11 protein-coding genes are annotated in these 15,085 nt (G+C 61.4%); 4 read left to right on the top strand and 7 right to left on the bottom strand.

Annotated features, from left to right (window positions below; genetic code table 11):
• Positions 1-487 precede the first annotated feature (487 nt).
• The 6 genes from NKH12_RS27090 to NKH12_RS27065 all read right to left on the bottom strand — a co-directional run bounded on the left by NKH12_RS27090 (position 488) and on the right by NKH12_RS27065 (position 7,003).
• Positions 488-1,492 carry an inorganic phosphate transporter gene (locus tag NKH12_RS27090; protein WP_287241873.1) on the bottom strand — a complete coding sequence of 335 codons (1,005 nt, stop codon included), beginning with the start codon at positions 1,490-1,492 and terminating at the stop codon, positions 488-490.
• A gap of 4 nt (positions 1,493-1,496) precedes the next feature.
• Positions 1,497-2,141, bottom strand: coding sequence for a DUF47 domain-containing protein (locus NKH12_RS27085; protein ID WP_352955959.1), 645 nt, complete (start codon positions 2,139-2,141; stop codon positions 1,497-1,499).
• A gap of 17 nt (positions 2,142-2,158) precedes the next feature.
• Positions 2,159-2,617 carry an NUDIX hydrolase gene (locus NKH12_RS27080; protein WP_352955958.1) on the bottom strand — a complete coding sequence of 153 codons (459 nt, stop codon included), beginning with the start codon at positions 2,615-2,617 and terminating at the stop codon, positions 2,159-2,161.
• A gap of 368 nt (positions 2,618-2,985) precedes the next feature.
• Complete coding sequence (locus tag NKH12_RS27075) at positions 2,986-3,594, bottom strand: hypothetical protein (protein WP_352955957.1); 609 nt, start codon at positions 3,592-3,594, stop codon at positions 2,986-2,988.
• A gap of 728 nt (positions 3,595-4,322) precedes the next feature.
• Complete coding sequence (locus NKH12_RS27070) at positions 4,323-5,603, bottom strand: GNAT family N-acetyltransferase (protein WP_352955961.1); 1,281 nt, start codon at positions 5,601-5,603, stop codon at positions 4,323-4,325.
• Positions 5,603-7,003, bottom strand: coding sequence for a lipopolysaccharide biosynthesis protein (locus NKH12_RS27065; RefSeq protein WP_352955960.1), 1,401 nt, complete (start codon positions 7,001-7,003; stop codon positions 5,603-5,605). The genes NKH12_RS27070 and NKH12_RS27065 overlap by 1 nt, the downstream gene beginning before the upstream one ends.
• Positions 7,004-7,261: 258 nt before the next feature.
• On the opposite strand from NKH12_RS27065, the gene NKH12_RS27060 reads away from it, so the two are divergent.
• The 3 genes from NKH12_RS27060 (at position 7,262) to NKH12_RS27050 (ending at position 10,904) form a co-directional block, all read left to right on the top strand.
• Positions 7,262-9,265 (top strand): type IIL restriction-modification enzyme MmeI, encoded by a 2,004-nt coding sequence (locus tag NKH12_RS27060; protein ID WP_352955956.1) that lies wholly within the window; start codon positions 7,262-7,264, stop codon positions 9,263-9,265.
• The gene (locus NKH12_RS27055; RefSeq protein WP_352955955.1) at positions 9,219-10,478 is read left to right on the top strand and encodes a DNA methyltransferase family protein; all 1,260 of its coding nucleotides are present in this window, start codon (positions 9,219-9,221) and stop codon (positions 10,476-10,478) included. Before NKH12_RS27060 ends, NKH12_RS27055 begins: the two co-directional genes overlap by 47 nt.
• A gap of 141 nt (positions 10,479-10,619) precedes the next feature.
• Positions 10,620-10,904 (top strand): hypothetical protein, encoded by a 285-nt coding sequence (locus NKH12_RS27050; RefSeq protein WP_352955954.1) that lies wholly within the window; start codon positions 10,620-10,622, stop codon positions 10,902-10,904.
• A gap of 133 nt (positions 10,905-11,037) precedes the next feature.
• On the opposite strand, the gene secA is transcribed toward NKH12_RS27050, so the two are convergent.
• A complete protein-coding gene (gene secA, locus NKH12_RS27045; protein WP_352955953.1) occupies positions 11,038-13,764 on the bottom strand; it encodes a preprotein translocase subunit SecA in 2,727 nt (908 codons plus the stop codon).
• Between the two features lie 250 nt (positions 13,765-14,014).
• On the opposite strand from secA, the gene NKH12_RS27040 reads away from it, so the two are divergent.
• Positions 14,015-14,947 (top strand): peptidylprolyl isomerase, encoded by a 933-nt coding sequence (locus tag NKH12_RS27040; protein WP_352955952.1) that lies wholly within the window; start codon positions 14,015-14,017, stop codon positions 14,945-14,947.
• Positions 14,948-15,085: the final 138 nt, after the last annotated feature.

The raw sequence follows: 15,085 nt of genomic DNA, 5'->3' as shown, positions 1-15,085 counted from the left end.
CCTCAACACCTTCAGAGCGCCGAATCCCGAGGAATTGATGTCGGCAGCTTCCCAAGTTGCACATTAATAGGCTGCGGAAATGGGCTGCTGAAAACTCGCTCGACGGCCACCGTCCTGTGGTGATTCTTTGGATTTAACAATCATCGAAATGCTCAGCGCGGGAGGCTAAGGTCTGCCCGTGGGCTTCGTAGCGATTTCGATTCAACGGTCTGCGGACCGCCCCGACGCTAGAGTGAGCAAGCCGCTTAGGCGGGGCGACGTCCGCTCCTTGCCGCAATCACGTCGTTCCGACAGGCGCGCATACGGCAAGTTTCCACCCATCCTAGTTTAGTCCTCCAACGGCTTCTTCCGCGTGCAGAGCGGTTAAAAGCACGGGTCGCCTCGATTGCGCCATTTCGCGACCTTCTGACCGCTTCTCCAAAGCTGATCTTCGCGCAGCGGCAGCAGTCGACCTTCGCGATCGTCAGTCAAACTTCCGGGCTCCGCATTAACTGAAGAGTGCCACGATTCCATAACAGCAGGCAGCAATCAGCGCCGTAGAGGGCATGGTGATGACCCAGGCGATCACGATCGAGCCGGCTATGCCCCAGCGGACGGCAGAGATGCGCCGTGCCGCTCCGACGCCGACGATGGCGCCGGTGATGGTGTGCGTAGTTGAGACCGGAATACCGAGCCACGTCGCGCCAAACAGCGTGATCGCGCCACCAGTCTCGGCGCAGAAACCCTGCATCGGATTGAGCCGAGTGATCTTCGAGCCCATCGTGTGGACGATGCGCCAGCCGCCAAACAGCGTGCCTAGCGCCAGCATTGCCTGGCAGGTGATCACCACCCAGAAGGGCACATAGAACTCGCCCCCGAGCATGCCCTGCGAGTAGAGCAGCACCGCGATGATGCCCATCGTTTTCTGCGCATCATTGCCGCCATGGCCGAGCGAATAGAGCGACGCCGACACGAATTGCAGGGTGCGGAAGGTATTGTCGACCGCGAACGGCGTCTGGCGCACGAAAATCCAGGAGACGGTGAGTATCAGCACCAGAGCCAGCACGAAGCCGGTGAGCGGCGACAGCACGATGGCCGCGACCGTCTTCAGCAGCCCCGACCAGACGATGGCGACGCTTCCCGCCTTGGCGACAGCCCCGCCGACCAGCCCGCCGATCAGCGCATGCGAGCTCGACGAGGGTATGCCGTAGAGCCAGGTGATGATGTTCCAGGCGATTGCGCCTACGAGCGCCGCGAACACGACCTGCGGCGTCACGATGTCGGCGCTGACGATGCCCCTGCCAATGGTCTCGGCGACGTGGAGACCGAAGAACATGAAGGCTATAAAATTGAAGAAGGCCGCCCAGAAGACCGCATATTGCGGGCGCAGCACACGCGTCGAGACGATGGTGGCGATGGAGTTCGCAGCGTCATGCAGGCCGTTCAGGAAATCGAAGAACAGAGCGACGCCGATCAGGCCGACGAGAAGCGGAAAGGCGAGAGTCGGGTCCATCCGCTCAAACGTTCTCGATCACGATGCCGCTGATCTCGTTGGCGACGTCTTCGAAGCGGTCGACCACCTTTTCCAGCTGGCCATAGAGCTCGCTGCCGACGATCCACGCCATGGCGTCGGTCCTGCCGTGCCGCTGGAACAGTTCCTTCAGGCCTGCGTCGTGCAGCCCGTCGGCGCGCTCCTCGACCTTGGTGATCTCCTCGGCAAGGGCGCCGAGCCGTGTGACGTTGGCGCCGACTTTTTCCAGCAGCGGGATCGCCTCGGCGGTCAGATGCGCGGCCTCGACGATGACGGCGCCCATCTCGCGCATGCGAGGCTCGAAACTCGTTTGCTCGAACAGCCTCACCATCTTGACCACCTTGTGCATCATGTCGATGGCGTCATCCATCGACTGGATCAGGTCCTTGATGTCGCCACGGTCAAAAGGGGTGATGAAGCTCTTGCGCACGGCGAGCAGCACCTCGCGGGTGACCACGTCGGCCTGGTCCTCGAGCTCGACGATCTCACGGCAATGGCGCTCGACGTTCTCGCCGCCATCGAGCAGCTTCTGCAGCGCCTCGGCGCCGGCGACGAGGATGCGGGAATGCCGCTCGAACAGGTCGAAGAACTTGTCCTCGCGGGGCATAAGCGCACGAAACCAATTGAGCATGTTTTATCCTGTAGCGTTCAGAAATGAGCCAGTTCAGGCGCTATAGATTCTAGTAGGGCAGCTAACTCAGGTTCATCGACCAGGAGTGCTGCTTGATCCGGCTTAAGCCAGGCCCGTCTTCGATACTTCTGCTCCTTCCATTCATCCAGCTCCTGCTGCACGTGAAGCGGGTATACTTCAACGGTTACCGGGACAAACGTGTCCTTCAATCGCTTCCAATAATGGAAGCTGCCAACGGATTGCTCATGCAAAGTGCCCACTACTCCGGCTTCCTCACCCGCCTCTTGAGCTGCAGCCTCGCAGTCTGGTCGACCCTTCATCGGCCACCCCTTGGGCAAGATGAAGCGGCCCGTTTGCCGAGACGTTAGCAGCAAGATTTCAGTGTCTCCGTCTGCAGCGCGGCGATAAGGCAAAGCGGCAACCTGTGCGATGGGCTTACCACGGCGCGCTCGCTTCCCCAGTTTCTTTTTCTTCAAAGGCCCGGCCATCCATTTCCCTAAGACCTTAGCCCGTATTGTCGGTAGCTGGCTGCCGCGCAAGTTAGCCGGTCGATCGCTATCGATGGGTCCCGGTCAGGCATCGAAGAGGTCCTGTCCTAGCTAGGTTTCGGTGAGACAATCTCGACGAAAAAGATAAGGATCTTGAAAGGCCTATTCTGTCCCACTTTCGAAATTGAGCGTTGAAAAAGTTCAATTTTTGCTCCCCGGCTAGGGGCACCATTTCCCACCCGAGAAACCTTGGAAGCTCGGTGGGAGGTCATCCCAGGCGCACCCTGGGATAACCTCAATTGAAGGCCAGTCCGGTCCTTCCTGATTAGATCGGACACCGTAGCCCTAATTCGCTATTACATCGGCCCTGGCACCATCTTGGTCGGCTGCTCCGGCATCGGAAACGCGTAATTGTCGCATTTCACGTCCGGGTTCGTCGGGCTGAACATTCCAAGCGGGTTGTCCTTGAACAGCCAGACGTGAAGATCGTAATGGTAGAACTCCACCGGGATAAGCGGATAATGTCCCTCCATCGGCCCCTGGAACGTCTGTCCAAAGAGTTTCGGCGGCTCCTTGGTGTCGGGCGTCAACGGCACAAGCCATTCCACGGCCACTAGGCGCAAGCCGCCGTCGACCGGCTCATAGATGAGGACATTGGGGCGCGTCGGATCTGGTGTCGGGCTGACGCTCCCGACGTTGACGAAATGAATGCCCATCGCGCCCTTAGGGTAATCCATAGCGCCAGCCACTTTTTCGCCGCTGTAATAAACGCATCCGACCGTCGACAGATAGAGGTCGCGGATGCCGGCCTTGTAGTCTTCGTACTTCGATAGCGATTTTTTCAGGGCCTCGATCTCGGCCTTGTCGGGCTCGGCGGCCTGACCTGTAGCCGCGGTCAGGCAGGCGCCGATGAGGCCAGCCAAAGCGAGAATACTGCGGCGCCTGAAGTGCGTTGTTTTCGTCATGCATTCCTCCCAGTTTTTTGTTCTGGCCGTGCAAGGCGGCGATGATCTGGTTGCGCGGCCGATCGCCGATGCTAATCCTTTCCGCAGGTCGGGAGAATTAACCCTCATGACCTAGGTCCACCAGGGGATTTGGTTCTTCAACTGAGCCTGAAGGGACCGTCGACGGCCACTGCCGACCGGCCTGCAGCCGCCATCTCTGACGCTGGCGATTAGCCGTAAGCCCCCCGCGTCTTCGTCATCCTAGGGCGGAGCAAGGAGCGAAGCGACGCGGCGCAGACCCAGGGATCCATGCCGTTACGCCTGCTGAGGAATGCAGCGGCTCAGAATAAAAGCGCTCCGTAGCGATCCTTCGCGCCTCTCCCCCACTTGTGGGGAGATCGGCCGTCACCACCGGCTTCGCGAACCGCTACCGTCGCAGGAGCGAGCGGAGCGCTGAAGCTGCCAATCTCCCTCCTTGTGGGGGAGATGTCCGGCAGGACAGAGGGGGGCGCTGTCCCTCGGCATTAAAGGTCCTGTACCGCAGCAGCGCTCTCACGTAACGGCATGGATCCCAGGGTCTGCGCCGCGTCGCTTCGCTCCTTGCTTCGCCCTGGGATGACGAAGTGGAGAGGTGTTTCGGCTAATCCTAGAGGGTTGCGATTTGCCACTGACAGGAATTATCGACGTTCGCTGCCGATCCCCCGATCTCTCAAAATCACTGTGTCGAGGAACCAGCAGCACCACCAAGCCTACCGCCGTCCCAGCAAGCTCCTCATCCGATTGCGCAGCAGGCGCGCCATGTTGCGGGTTTCGCGGTAGAGGTGAAGCTGCGACGCCGCCTGGCGGGCGAGGCGGTCGGCGTCCGGCGTCAGGCCGATGACCAGAGTGCCGATCGGCCGGCGCTCCGTCCATAGCCGGCTCATCACCGGATGGTCGGGCACGGCGCAGGAATCGGTCATCATGATGTTGGGGTCGTCGAGATGCTGCCTGGTCACCTCGATCATCAGCAGCGTGCCCGGCGAATAGGCGGCGAGCGTCTCGTCATAGGCCGTCTTCCAGGTGTAGGCGACGCCGGCCTCGACAAAGACGATCAGGCTGGCGATGATGCGGTCGTCGAGCGTCAGTGAATGGATGCGGCACAGGTCCTGTTCGGCCAGCCGGTGCACGGCCTCGCGGGCGAAGGCGGCGCGGTAGCGGTCGACGGCCATGGCGGTGCGCTCGCGGCCTTTCCAGCCTGCTGCTTCCAGCGTCAGGAAGCGTTCAATGGCATGGCGGATATTTTCCGGTCCGCGCGCCACCAGATGCTCCAGCCGGCCGAGGTCGGCGAGGCGGCGCTTCAGGCGGCGGAACTCGCGATAATGGTGCGAGCGCAGCGAGGCCTTCAGATAGTCATCGCCGTCGATCTCGCTTTCGAGCATCGGGCGTTCTGCCTTGCCGGTGGTGACCAGCGTCAGGCCACGCGTCTCGGCGACCGTCGCCAGCAGGCTGGCCACCGGGCCGTCGAGCCGGATGTCGGGCAGCACCAAGACTTTCGGCAGCTTGAGATGCGGCCGCGACAGCATCGAGAAGAAATCCTCGATGACGCCGACGGGATCGTCACGGTCGACCAGTGGCGTGCCGATCGGGCCGAACGGGCTCGACCATGTGCGCATGACCCGCACGCCGAGCGGCACCGCCGGCCGCTCCACCGAGAACGGCACCAGCAGGCGCAGCCGGTTGCGGTATTCGTCGCCGTCGCGGATGACCGCCAGCCGCACCTCACGGTCTTCCAGCCTCGGCATGGCGGGCGCCAGGAAGCGCGGGTTGAAGAAGACGTTGGGCTCGATGGTGCGAGTGCAGAGATAGTCGAGCTCCTCGACCAGGTCGAAGCCGGCGGTGGCCGGGTAGACGGCCAGTTTGCGCTCGGGCCGGTCGTTGGCCAAGAGCTCGATATGGGCGGGGTCGGCTTCGCGGGCGAGCCCGGCGAGGCCGGACACCATGGCGCCGGCCGGGCCACCGCTGGTTTCCTCGAGCAACGGGATGGCAACCATCATGCGGCTCCTTCGGCGGCTACGAAAATGACCATGACGATGCCGAGCCTGCGCCACACCGTGAAGGACAGCGCGCCGGCCTCGAAGATCATGGCGAAGGCGGTGGCCATCGCCGCGCCCCACAGGCCGAAAAGCGGGATCAGCACCAGATTGAGGCCGATGTTGAAGGCCAGCGTCATGGCGTAGACGGCGGCGCAGATGTTCTGGTTGCCGCTCATGGTGAGCAGGCTTTCGCAGGGGCCGACGGCGGCGCGGGCGACGACGCCGAAGACCAGCAGGAACAACAGCGGATAGCCGGCAACGAATTCAGGCCCGAACAGGCTCAGCATCGGCTCGCCCAGCACCAGCACCAGCAGCGCCATCAGCAGCGACGGCCAGAACGTCCACGACACCGTTTCGCGGGCGAAGGCGGCGAGCTTTTCCGGCTCGCCATGGGTGAATTGCGCGTAGCGCTGGGCGACGCCCGCCTTGACCGCGAAATAGACGAAATGCACCAGCGCCAGCGTTTTCACCGTGGCGAAATAGACGGCGACGTCGTTGGGGTTCATATAGGCGCCGACCATCAGCACGTCGGCATTGGTGAGCAGGAAGAAGAAGCCCTCGACCAGGAAGATCGGCAGCGACACGAGGAACCACTGCGCGAAGTGCACCTTCGTCGGCCCGGCCGGGATATTCCTGTCCATGCGCGCGGTGACGCCGATGAGTTGAGCGAGCGTGGTGGCATAGGCGGCGGCGATCGAGGCGAAGATCGCGGTCCTGGCGTCGGGCGCAAAGCCGACCAGAAGCATCAGCGCCATGAGAGCCAGGATCAGCACCGGCCGCACCAGATAGGTCGGCGCCAGCGCAAACAGCGCCCAGGAGGCGGCCCGCGCTAGCCCCTGGAGCAGATCGGACATGGCGATCATTGGCATGCAGATGAGGCCGAGAATGAACGGCACGACATAGTAGTTTTCGATAAAGGGCGAGAGCAGCCAGACGCCGAGCGCGCCGAGACCAGCGATCGCCGTCGAGGCAACCAGTACGAACAGGCGGCTGGTCAGCACGATGCCGCGCAGTTCGGCCAGCATGTTGCGCTCGCGGTATTCGGGAATGAAGCGGATGACCGAGGTGTGGAAGCCGAGGCAGGCGAGGTTGCCGACGATGACCATGGTCACCCAGACGAGGACGAAGATGCCGTATTCGAACGAGCCCATCCAGCGCGCCATCAGCACCTGGCTGACGAAGGCGATGACGGCGCTGACGATGCGGATCGAAAAGGCGATCAGCGACATACGGCTGGCTTCGCCGCGCTCGTCGGCGGTGAACAGCACGGCATCGATGCGGCCAAGCAGCGGCTTTACGCGCAGCGCAAGGTGCTGCGGCAGGAACCGCCCGGCTGTCGTCGCCGCGGAAAAGCGCACCCTGATCACACTCCGTTTTCCGCTTCTTCTTCGGGTCCGGGTCTAGCGAAAACACATTAAGAAACGGTTGGGTGAGCTTTCCTTCGCCCCGTCGCTATACGGGGAGAAGGTGTCGGCAGGCGGATGAGGGGCGGCGCCGGCCTATGAAGGTTTGCGCTGTGGGCAAACAGGACGCGGTCCTGTCGAGAGCATCAACGCCAATGCGCGGTTGCTGTTAAATGCGAATTCTGGTTTTCTCGCCTACCAGCGGGGGAACGCGTGCAAGTCGAAGAATTTCTTCATAGGTGGACGGCTCGGGAAGGCGGCGCGGAGCGCGCCAACTACCAGATGTTCCTGTCCGAATTCTGCGACGTGATCGGTGTTCCACGTCCCGAACCTTCTGGCGCAGAACGCGAACACAATGACTATGCGTTCGAGCGCGCGGTACGACGGCGCGCCAGCGACGAAATCTCATCGTCCAAGCGAATCGATCTCTACAAGAAAAGCTGCTTCATACTCGAAGCCAAGCAGTCTCGGCTGCCGGGAGCGAAGAACGCCATTCCGGGGCAGGGTGTGTTGTTTGCCGACGAACCTGAACACCTCGGCAAGCGCAGCGTTGCCCGCGGCTGGGACGTGATGATGCAGAACGCGCGCAAGCAGGCGGAAGAGTATGTCTACCTGCTCGACGCTAGCCACCCCGCGCCGCCTTTCATCATCGCCTGTGACGTCGGCAACGCTTTCGAGATTTTCGCCGACTTCTCCGGCACCGGTCGCGCCTATAGCCAGTTTCCCGACCGCAAGGGATTTCGCGTCTACCTGGACGACCTAAGACATAAGGAAACGCGTGAGCTTTTCGCGCGTATCTGGACCGATCCGAGAAGCCTCGACCCGGCAAAGGAATCGGCGCGAGTGACGCGCGAGATCGCCAAGCGGCTGGCGGAAGTCAGCAAGGCGCTGGAGAAAAACCATCCAGCCGAGGAAGTGGCGCATTTCCTTATGCGCTGCATCTTCACCATGTTCGCGGAGGACGTGGATCTGCTGCCGAAGGGATCGTTCACACAACTGCTGGACGATTGCGTGAAATCGCCCTCAGCATTCGTACCGTTGATCGAGGAACTATGGGCGAAGATGGACGAACCCGAGCAGAAAAAGCGCTTCTTTTCAGCGTTCCGCACTGAGCTTCGGTATTTCAACGGCAATCTGTTCAAGAATGCGCGCGCTTTCCCACTCGGCCGCGAAGAAATCGGCGAATTGCTGCAGGCGTCAAAGGCAAAATGGACGGAGGTTGATCCGGCGATCTTCGGCACGTTGCTCGAACAGGCGCTGGAGCCGGGCGAGCGCAAGAAGCTCGGCGCACACTACACGCCGCGCGCCTATGTGCAGCGGCTCGTCGAGGTTACGGTGATGGAGCCGCTGCGCGACGACTGGCAAAGGGCTCTGACCAAGGCGGAGGCCGCCAAGGATCTACGCGACGATGCCAAGGCGATTGAGATCGTGCGAGGCTTCCATCATCAGCTTTGTCTGACGCGCGTCCTCGACCCGGCCTGCGGCACCGGGAATTTCCTCTATGTCAGCCTCGAACTGATGAAGAAGCTGGAAGGCGAGGTACTGGAGACGCTGGCTCGCCTCGGCTTCAACGAAAGCCTTGGGCTGGAGCGCGAGACGGTTGACCCGCATCAGTTTCTTGGACTGGAACTCAACCCGCGCGCAGCGGCAATCGCCGAACTGGTGGTGTGGATCGGCTATTTGCAGCAGCACTACCGCACCCGGACAGGCCACCCTTCAGAGCCGATTTTGCGCGCCTTCAAGAATATCAATTTTGGCCGTCGCGAAGGCTATGACGCCGTGCTTACCTGGGATGGCTATCCAGTTCCGATGATCGTCGAGAAGGACGGCAAGCGGATCGAGACATTTCCCAATGCACGGCGGCCGAACTGGCCAGAGGCTGAGTTTATCGTGGGAAATCCGCCTTTCATCGGATCAAAGTTTTTTCGGCAACGATTTGGTAACGGATACACTGAGGCACTTTGGGCCGTTCATAAGCACGTCAATGAAAGTGCCGATTTTGTTATGTACTGGTGGGACCGCGCCGCCGACTTACTGACTCGAAAGAAAACGCCATTGAGACGTTTTGGGCTCGTGACGACTAATTCAATCAGTCAAACATTTGAGCGTTGGAATCAATGTTACAAAAACCGTTCCGTTGTTGGCCAACGAGGGTATTGCTTCACCGGGTGTGAAGCTTCACGGCTCAGGTTTTATCGTATCACAAAACGAAGCTAAGCTTCTGGGTCTTGGCAGGCGTCCGGGGCTTGAACGTCACGTTCGTCCTTATCTCAACGGCCGTGACCTGACTGGTCATTCGCGCAACGCTATGGTCATTGACCTTTTTGGCCTGCCATCCGAAAAAGTCCGGGACGAATATCCGGAAATTTATCAGCATCTTCTTTCTCGAGTTCGATATGACTACGATGACAAGGGTGTCCCAAGAAGAAATAAAAATGGCGATCGGCTAGGTAGAGAATGGAATCGGAGAGAATCTTACAGGGAAAATTGGTGGGTATTTGGCGAGCCACGCGGCGATATTAGGCCTGCTCTCGAAAACATAGATCGTTATGCAGTAACGCCTGTCACTCAGAAGTATCGTTTCTTTTTATTTGTTGATGCTGAATTCCTGCCGGATGACGCACTTATGTGTTTCGCTGAGCCAACTGGATTTATTCTGGCGACACTGTCGTCGCGGATTTTTGAGCAGTGGTTCGCTGCTAATTCGTCCACGCTTGAAGATAGACCGCGCTTTATCAAATCAAGCTGTTTCGACCCGTTCCCTTTTCCTGATCCCTCCGAATATCTCAAACGGGAGCTTTGCAAAGCCGGCGAAGAACTTGACACTTTGCGGAAAAAAGTGCTCGCCGAGCACACCGATCTGACTTTGACCGGGCTCTACAACGTGCTGGAAAAGCTGAAGCTTGGAAGCACGCTGTCGGATAACGACGAGGAGGTCAAGCGGCGCGGGCTGGTGCTGATCCTTGAGGAACTACACGAGACGATCGATCGCTTGACGGAAGAGGCCTATGGCTGGCCGACGGACCTTTCCGAAGAGCAGATTCTGGAACGGCTGGTGGCCCTGAACGCCGAACGCGCTGTAGAAGAAGCGACGGGCCATGTGCGCTGGCTGCGGCCCGACTATCAGATTCCGCGTTTCGCCAAGGGTGCTGCGGCGAAAACTGGCGAACTCGACCTCGGCGAGAAAGTGGCGGCGATCGATACTGGAAAGCCGGTCTTTCCCAAAGACCGCTACGAGCAGCCTCTGGCCGTGGAAGCGCTGCTTTCGGCGAGTACCACCCCGCTCGACGCCGCCGCAATCTCCCGCGCGTTCAAGGGGGGCGGAAAGAAGATCGAGCAGCGCGTGGCGCAAGTGCTTCTCACGTTGGCGCGCTATGGCCGGGTGACACCGCTTTCAGGCGGCAAATTTGCTGCGCGCAAGGCGGCGTAGGTGCGGAGAAAAGTACAGGCGGTTTCTTCGTGCTGGTTCTCAGGCGCTGGAAGCGCTCGGGGATAAGCGATCGCTGGTGGTCGCTTCACGAAACGAGATGAGTCATAGTCCGATCAGAATCGAAACCTTGCATCCGTGGACATGGCAAGAAATCAACTCGACCTTTTTGGCGCCGAAGAACAGTCCGAGCTGTTCGATGAAGATGCGCCGACCGTTTATTATCATGGCGATCCAGACAGGGTGCGCGCGCGATTGCACAAGCTTATCGCCGAGGCGCGCGGCGCGGAAACGTTGCCTTGGGATGAGGACAGCACTCGGCTCTACCGCAAGATCGTGCCACAGATGGTGCTTTGGCTGCCGGAGGAAGAAGCCGCGCAGTTGAAATTCGAGTTTGAGGATGAAATGGAGCGGCTGAAGGCGGCGTAGAACGGGAACGTCGGCGGGACAGCGCCCCCTCTGGCCGCCTGATATCTCCCCTCAGGTGGGGAGATTGGCTAATCGCCGGCGCCCTCATCCGCCCTTTGGGCACCTTCTCCCCATGAACGGGGCGAAGGAAAGCTTACGCAAACGCCCCATGGCAGTGTTTGTACTTTTTCCCCGACCCACACGGACAGGCCTCGTTGCGGCCGACCTTGCCCCAGGTGGCGGGGTTGTTCGGGTCGCGGTTTTCGGGGGCGACGATGGCGTTGGTCTCCTGGCGAACCAGAAGCCCGGTCTCGCCGAAATCGTCCTCGCCAGTGGTACCGTCGAGATGGCTGCCGAACATATCGGGCGCCTCGGGCGGCGGCGCTTCGGCCGCCTGGCGGACCAGTTCGACGCGCATCAACTGCGCGGTGACAGCCTGGCGCAGATTGCCTAGCATCGCCTGGAACAGCTCGAACGCCTCGCCCTTGTATTCCTGCAGCGGGTCGCGCTGGGCGTAGCCGCGGAAGCCGACGACCGAGCGCAGATGGTCGAGGTTGACGATGTGCTCGCGCCACAGATGATCGAGCGTCTGCAGCACCACCGAGCGCTCGACATAGGTCATCACGTCGGGGCCGAAGCGCTCGGCACGTTCCTTGGCGGCAGTCTCGGCCGCCTGGCTGATGCGCTCGCGGATGTCGTCCTCGGCGATGCCCTCTTCCTTGACCCAGTCCTCGATCGGCAGGTCGAGATTGAGAAATTCGGCGACCTCGGCCTTGAGGCCGGCGACGTTCCACTGCTCGGCGTAGGCGTTTTCGGGAATAGCCTTGGCGACGATCTCCTCGATGACGCCCTCGCGCATCTCGGCGATGGTCTCGGACAGGCCTTCACCGTCCATAAGCTCGAGACGCTGCTCGAACACCACCTTGCGCTGGTCGTTCGAGACGTCGTCATATTTCAGCAGGTTCTTGCGGATGTCGAAGTTGCGCGCCTCGACCTTCTTCTGCGCCTTTTCCAGCGCCTTGTTGATCCACGGGTGGATGATCGCCTCGTCTTCCTTGAGGCCGAGCTTCTGCAGCATGCCGTCCATGCGCTCGGAGCCGAAGATGCGCATCAGATCGTCCTGCAGCGACAGGAAGAACTTTGAGCGGCCGGGATCGCCCTGGCGGCCTGAGCGGCCGCGCAACTGGTTGTCGATGCGGCGCGACTCATGGCGCTCGGTGGCGAGCACGTAAAGGCCGCCGGCGGCGAGCGCCTTTTCCTTCAGCCGGGCGACGTCGTCGCGGATTGCCTTTTCCCTGGCTTCGCGCTCGGGGCCGGCCGGCATCTCGCCAAGCTCCTCGGCGATGCGCATGTCGGCATTGCCGCCGAGCTGGATGTCGGTGCCGCGGCCGGCCATGTTGGTGGCGATGGTGATGGCGCCGGGTTTTCCAGCCTGGGCGACGATCGCCGCCTCACGCTCGTGATGGCGGGCGTTCAGCACCTCGAAATCCATAAAACCTTCCTTGCGCAGACGCGCGGCGAGCTGCTCGGATTTCTCGATCGAAGTGGTGCCGACCAGCGTCGGCTGGCCCTTGGCGCGGGCTTCCTTGATCTCCTTGACGATCGCCTTGTACTTCTCCTCGACGGTCCGGTAGACCTCGTCGTCCTCGTCAATGCGGATGACCGGCAGGTTGGTCGGGATCTCGGTGACGTCGAGATTGTAGATGTTGCCGAATTCCTCGGCCTCGGTCAGCGCCGTGCCGGTCATGCCGGCGAGCTTCTTGTAGAGGCGGAAATAGTTCTGGAAGGTGACGGAGGCGAGCGTCTGGTTCTCCGGCTGGATCGCCACATGCTCCTTGGCTTCGAGCGCCTGGTGCAGGCCTTCCGAATAGCGGCGGCCGGGCATCATGCGTCCGGTGAATTCGTCGATGATGACGATCTCGCCGTTGCGCACGATGTAGTCCTTGTCCTTCTGGAACAGCTGGTGCGCCTTCAGGGCATTGTTGACGTGGTGGACGATGGCGACGTTCTCGACGTCGTAGAGCGACTCGCCCTTGAGCAGGTCGGCGTCGCGCAAAAGGTTCTCCAGCTTCTCGGTGCCCTCCTCGGTGAAGATCGAGGTCTTCTGCTTCTCATCGATCTCATAGTCGGCCGGCTCGAGCTTCAGCATGAAGGCGTCGATGGTGTTGTACATTTCCGAGCGGTCCTCGAGCGGACCGGAAATGATCAGCGGCGTGCGCGCCTCGTCGACCAGGATGGAATCGACCTCGTCGACGATCGCGTAGCTGTGGCCGCGCTGCACCATCTGGGCGCGCTCGAATTTCATGTTGTCGCGCAGGTAGTCGAAGCCGAGCTCGTTGTTGGTGGCGTAGGTGACGTCGGCGGCATAGGCGGCGGCGCGTTGCTCGTCGGACAGGCCATGGACGATGACGCCGACGGTAAGGCCGAGGAATTTATAGACGCGGCCCATCCATTCGGAGTCGCGCGTGGCAAGATAGTCGTTGACGGTGACGACATGGACGCCCTTGCCGGCGAGCGCGTTGAGATAGACCGGCAGCGTGGCGACCAGCGTCTTGCCCTCGCCGGTGCGCATCTCGGCGATGCCGCCATTGTGCAGCACCATGCCGCCGATCAGCTGGACGTCGAACGGGCGCATGCCGAGCACGCGGCGCGCCGCCTCGCGCACGGTGGCGAAGGCCGGCACCAGCAGATCATCGAGGCTGGCGCCGTTGGCGACGTCCTGGCGGAATTTTTCCGTGCGGGCCGTCAGCTCGGCGTCGGAGAGCACCCGCATCTCGTTTTCCATGGCGTTGATCGCTTCGACGCGCGGTCGGGTCGACTTGACCCGGCGATCGTTGGAGGAGCCGAAAACCTTACGGGCGAGACCGCCAAAACTGACCATTCAATGGTCCTTTCGATAGCATTCCAAGTCGTTGTGACGGGTGCCGGCGGCCCCATCAAATCCACGTGAAACGCGGACAAACGCAAAAAGCGCCCGGAAAACGGTTCTGGACGCAAAGTCGTTGGACAGATAAGAGGGGGCTCAATCGATGTCAACGGCGCGCTCGCCCCGACGACCGTGCCAAATTCCGCCACAATCCGGCTGGTCTGGAAGCCATCCCGCTCTAGCTATCCCCTTTGGAGTTAATCGAATGTCCTTATTGTTCCGCCGCGCGTCGCTCACCAGCCTCGGCCTGGCATTCGGGCTGTCGGCCCTGTCGCTGTCGCCACTGATGGCGCAGGACACCGCGCCTGCCCAACCAGCCCCGGCCCAGCCGGCCGCCCCCGCCCAGCCGGCAGCACCTGTCGATCCGAACGCCGTGGTCGCCACGATCAACGGCCAGACGCTGACCGAGGCGGACCTTGCGCTTGCCGAAGGCGAGCTGTCGCAGCAGTTCGCGCAGATGCCGCCCGAACAGCGCCGCGCCGCAGCACTTTCGGCGGCGATCGAGATCAAGGTCATGGCAGCCCAGGCGGTCACCACCGGCCTCGACAAGAATCCCGACTTCCAGCGCCGCATGGCGTTCCTGCAGCAGCGCGCCCTGCATGGCGAAATGGTCGAGAAGGATGTCGTCGGCAAGGTCACGGATGCCGAGGTCCGCGCCCGCTACGACCAGGAAATCGCCAACACACCGCCGAGAAACGAGGTGCATGCCCGTCACATCCTCGTGAAGTCGAAGGAAGAGGCCGACGCGATCATCAAGCAGCTCGACGGCGGCGCCGATTTCCAGAAACTCGCCAACGAGCGCACCAGCGATCCGAGCGGCAAGACCAGCGGCGGCGATCTCGGCTGGTTCGGGCCCGGCCAGATGGTGCCGGAGTTCGACAAGGCGGTCTTCGCGCTGGCGGTCGGCAAATACACCGAGCAGCCGGTGCAGTCGCAGTTCGGCTGGCACGTCATCCAGGTCGAGGACAAGCGCGCCAAGCAGCCGCCGGCCTTCGACCAGGTCAAGGACCAGGCCCGCCAGGCGGTCATCCGCGATAAGTACATCGCGCTGGTCAAGTCGCTGCGCGCCGAGGCCAAAGTCGAGATCCCGGACGAGAAGCTGAAGGAGACGGTCGACGCGCTGGAAAACACCAAGTAGGCCAGCCCGCCACGGCAGATGATGGAGAGGATCAATTGTCGAAGTCGGCGCCGCCCCTCATCTGCCTGCCGGTGTCCAGTTGATAGATGGGTAACACTTTGAACCGGATACATGGGTTACAGTTTTCCCCCTGTAGTG

Origin of the sequence: Mesorhizobium sp. M1322, assembly GCF_040318085.1 — a bacterium.
GTDB lineage: Bacteria > Pseudomonadota > Alphaproteobacteria > Rhizobiales > Rhizobiaceae > Mesorhizobium.
The sequence above is the reverse complement of the archived record's forward strand: the minus strand, read 5'-3'. Positions and strand labels throughout refer to the sequence as shown.

Coding starts and splice junctions, on each gene's coding strand:
- NKH12_RS27090 (WP_287241873.1), bottom strand. CDS start 1,492: ATGGACCCGACTCTCGCCTTTCCGCTTCTCGTCGGCCTGATCGGCGTC.
- NKH12_RS27085 (WP_352955959.1), bottom strand. CDS start 2,141: ATGCTCAATTGGTTTCGTGCGCTTATGCCCCGCGAGGACAAGTTCTTC.
- NKH12_RS27075 (WP_352955957.1), bottom strand. CDS start 3,594: ATGACGAAAACAACGCACTTCAGGCGCCGCAGTATTCTCGCTTTGGCT.
- NKH12_RS27070 (WP_352955961.1), bottom strand. CDS start 5,603: ATGGTTGCCATCCCGTTGCTCGAGGAAACCAGCGGTGGCCCGGCCGGC.
- NKH12_RS27050 (WP_352955954.1), top strand. CDS start 10,620: ATGGCAAGAAATCAACTCGACCTTTTTGGCGCCGAAGAACAGTCCGAG.
- secA (WP_352955953.1), bottom strand. CDS start 13,764: ATGGTCAGTTTTGGCGGTCTCGCCCGTAAGGTTTTCGGCTCCTCCAAC.
- NKH12_RS27040 (WP_352955952.1), top strand. CDS start 14,015: ATGTCCTTATTGTTCCGCCGCGCGTCGCTCACCAGCCTCGGCCTGGCA.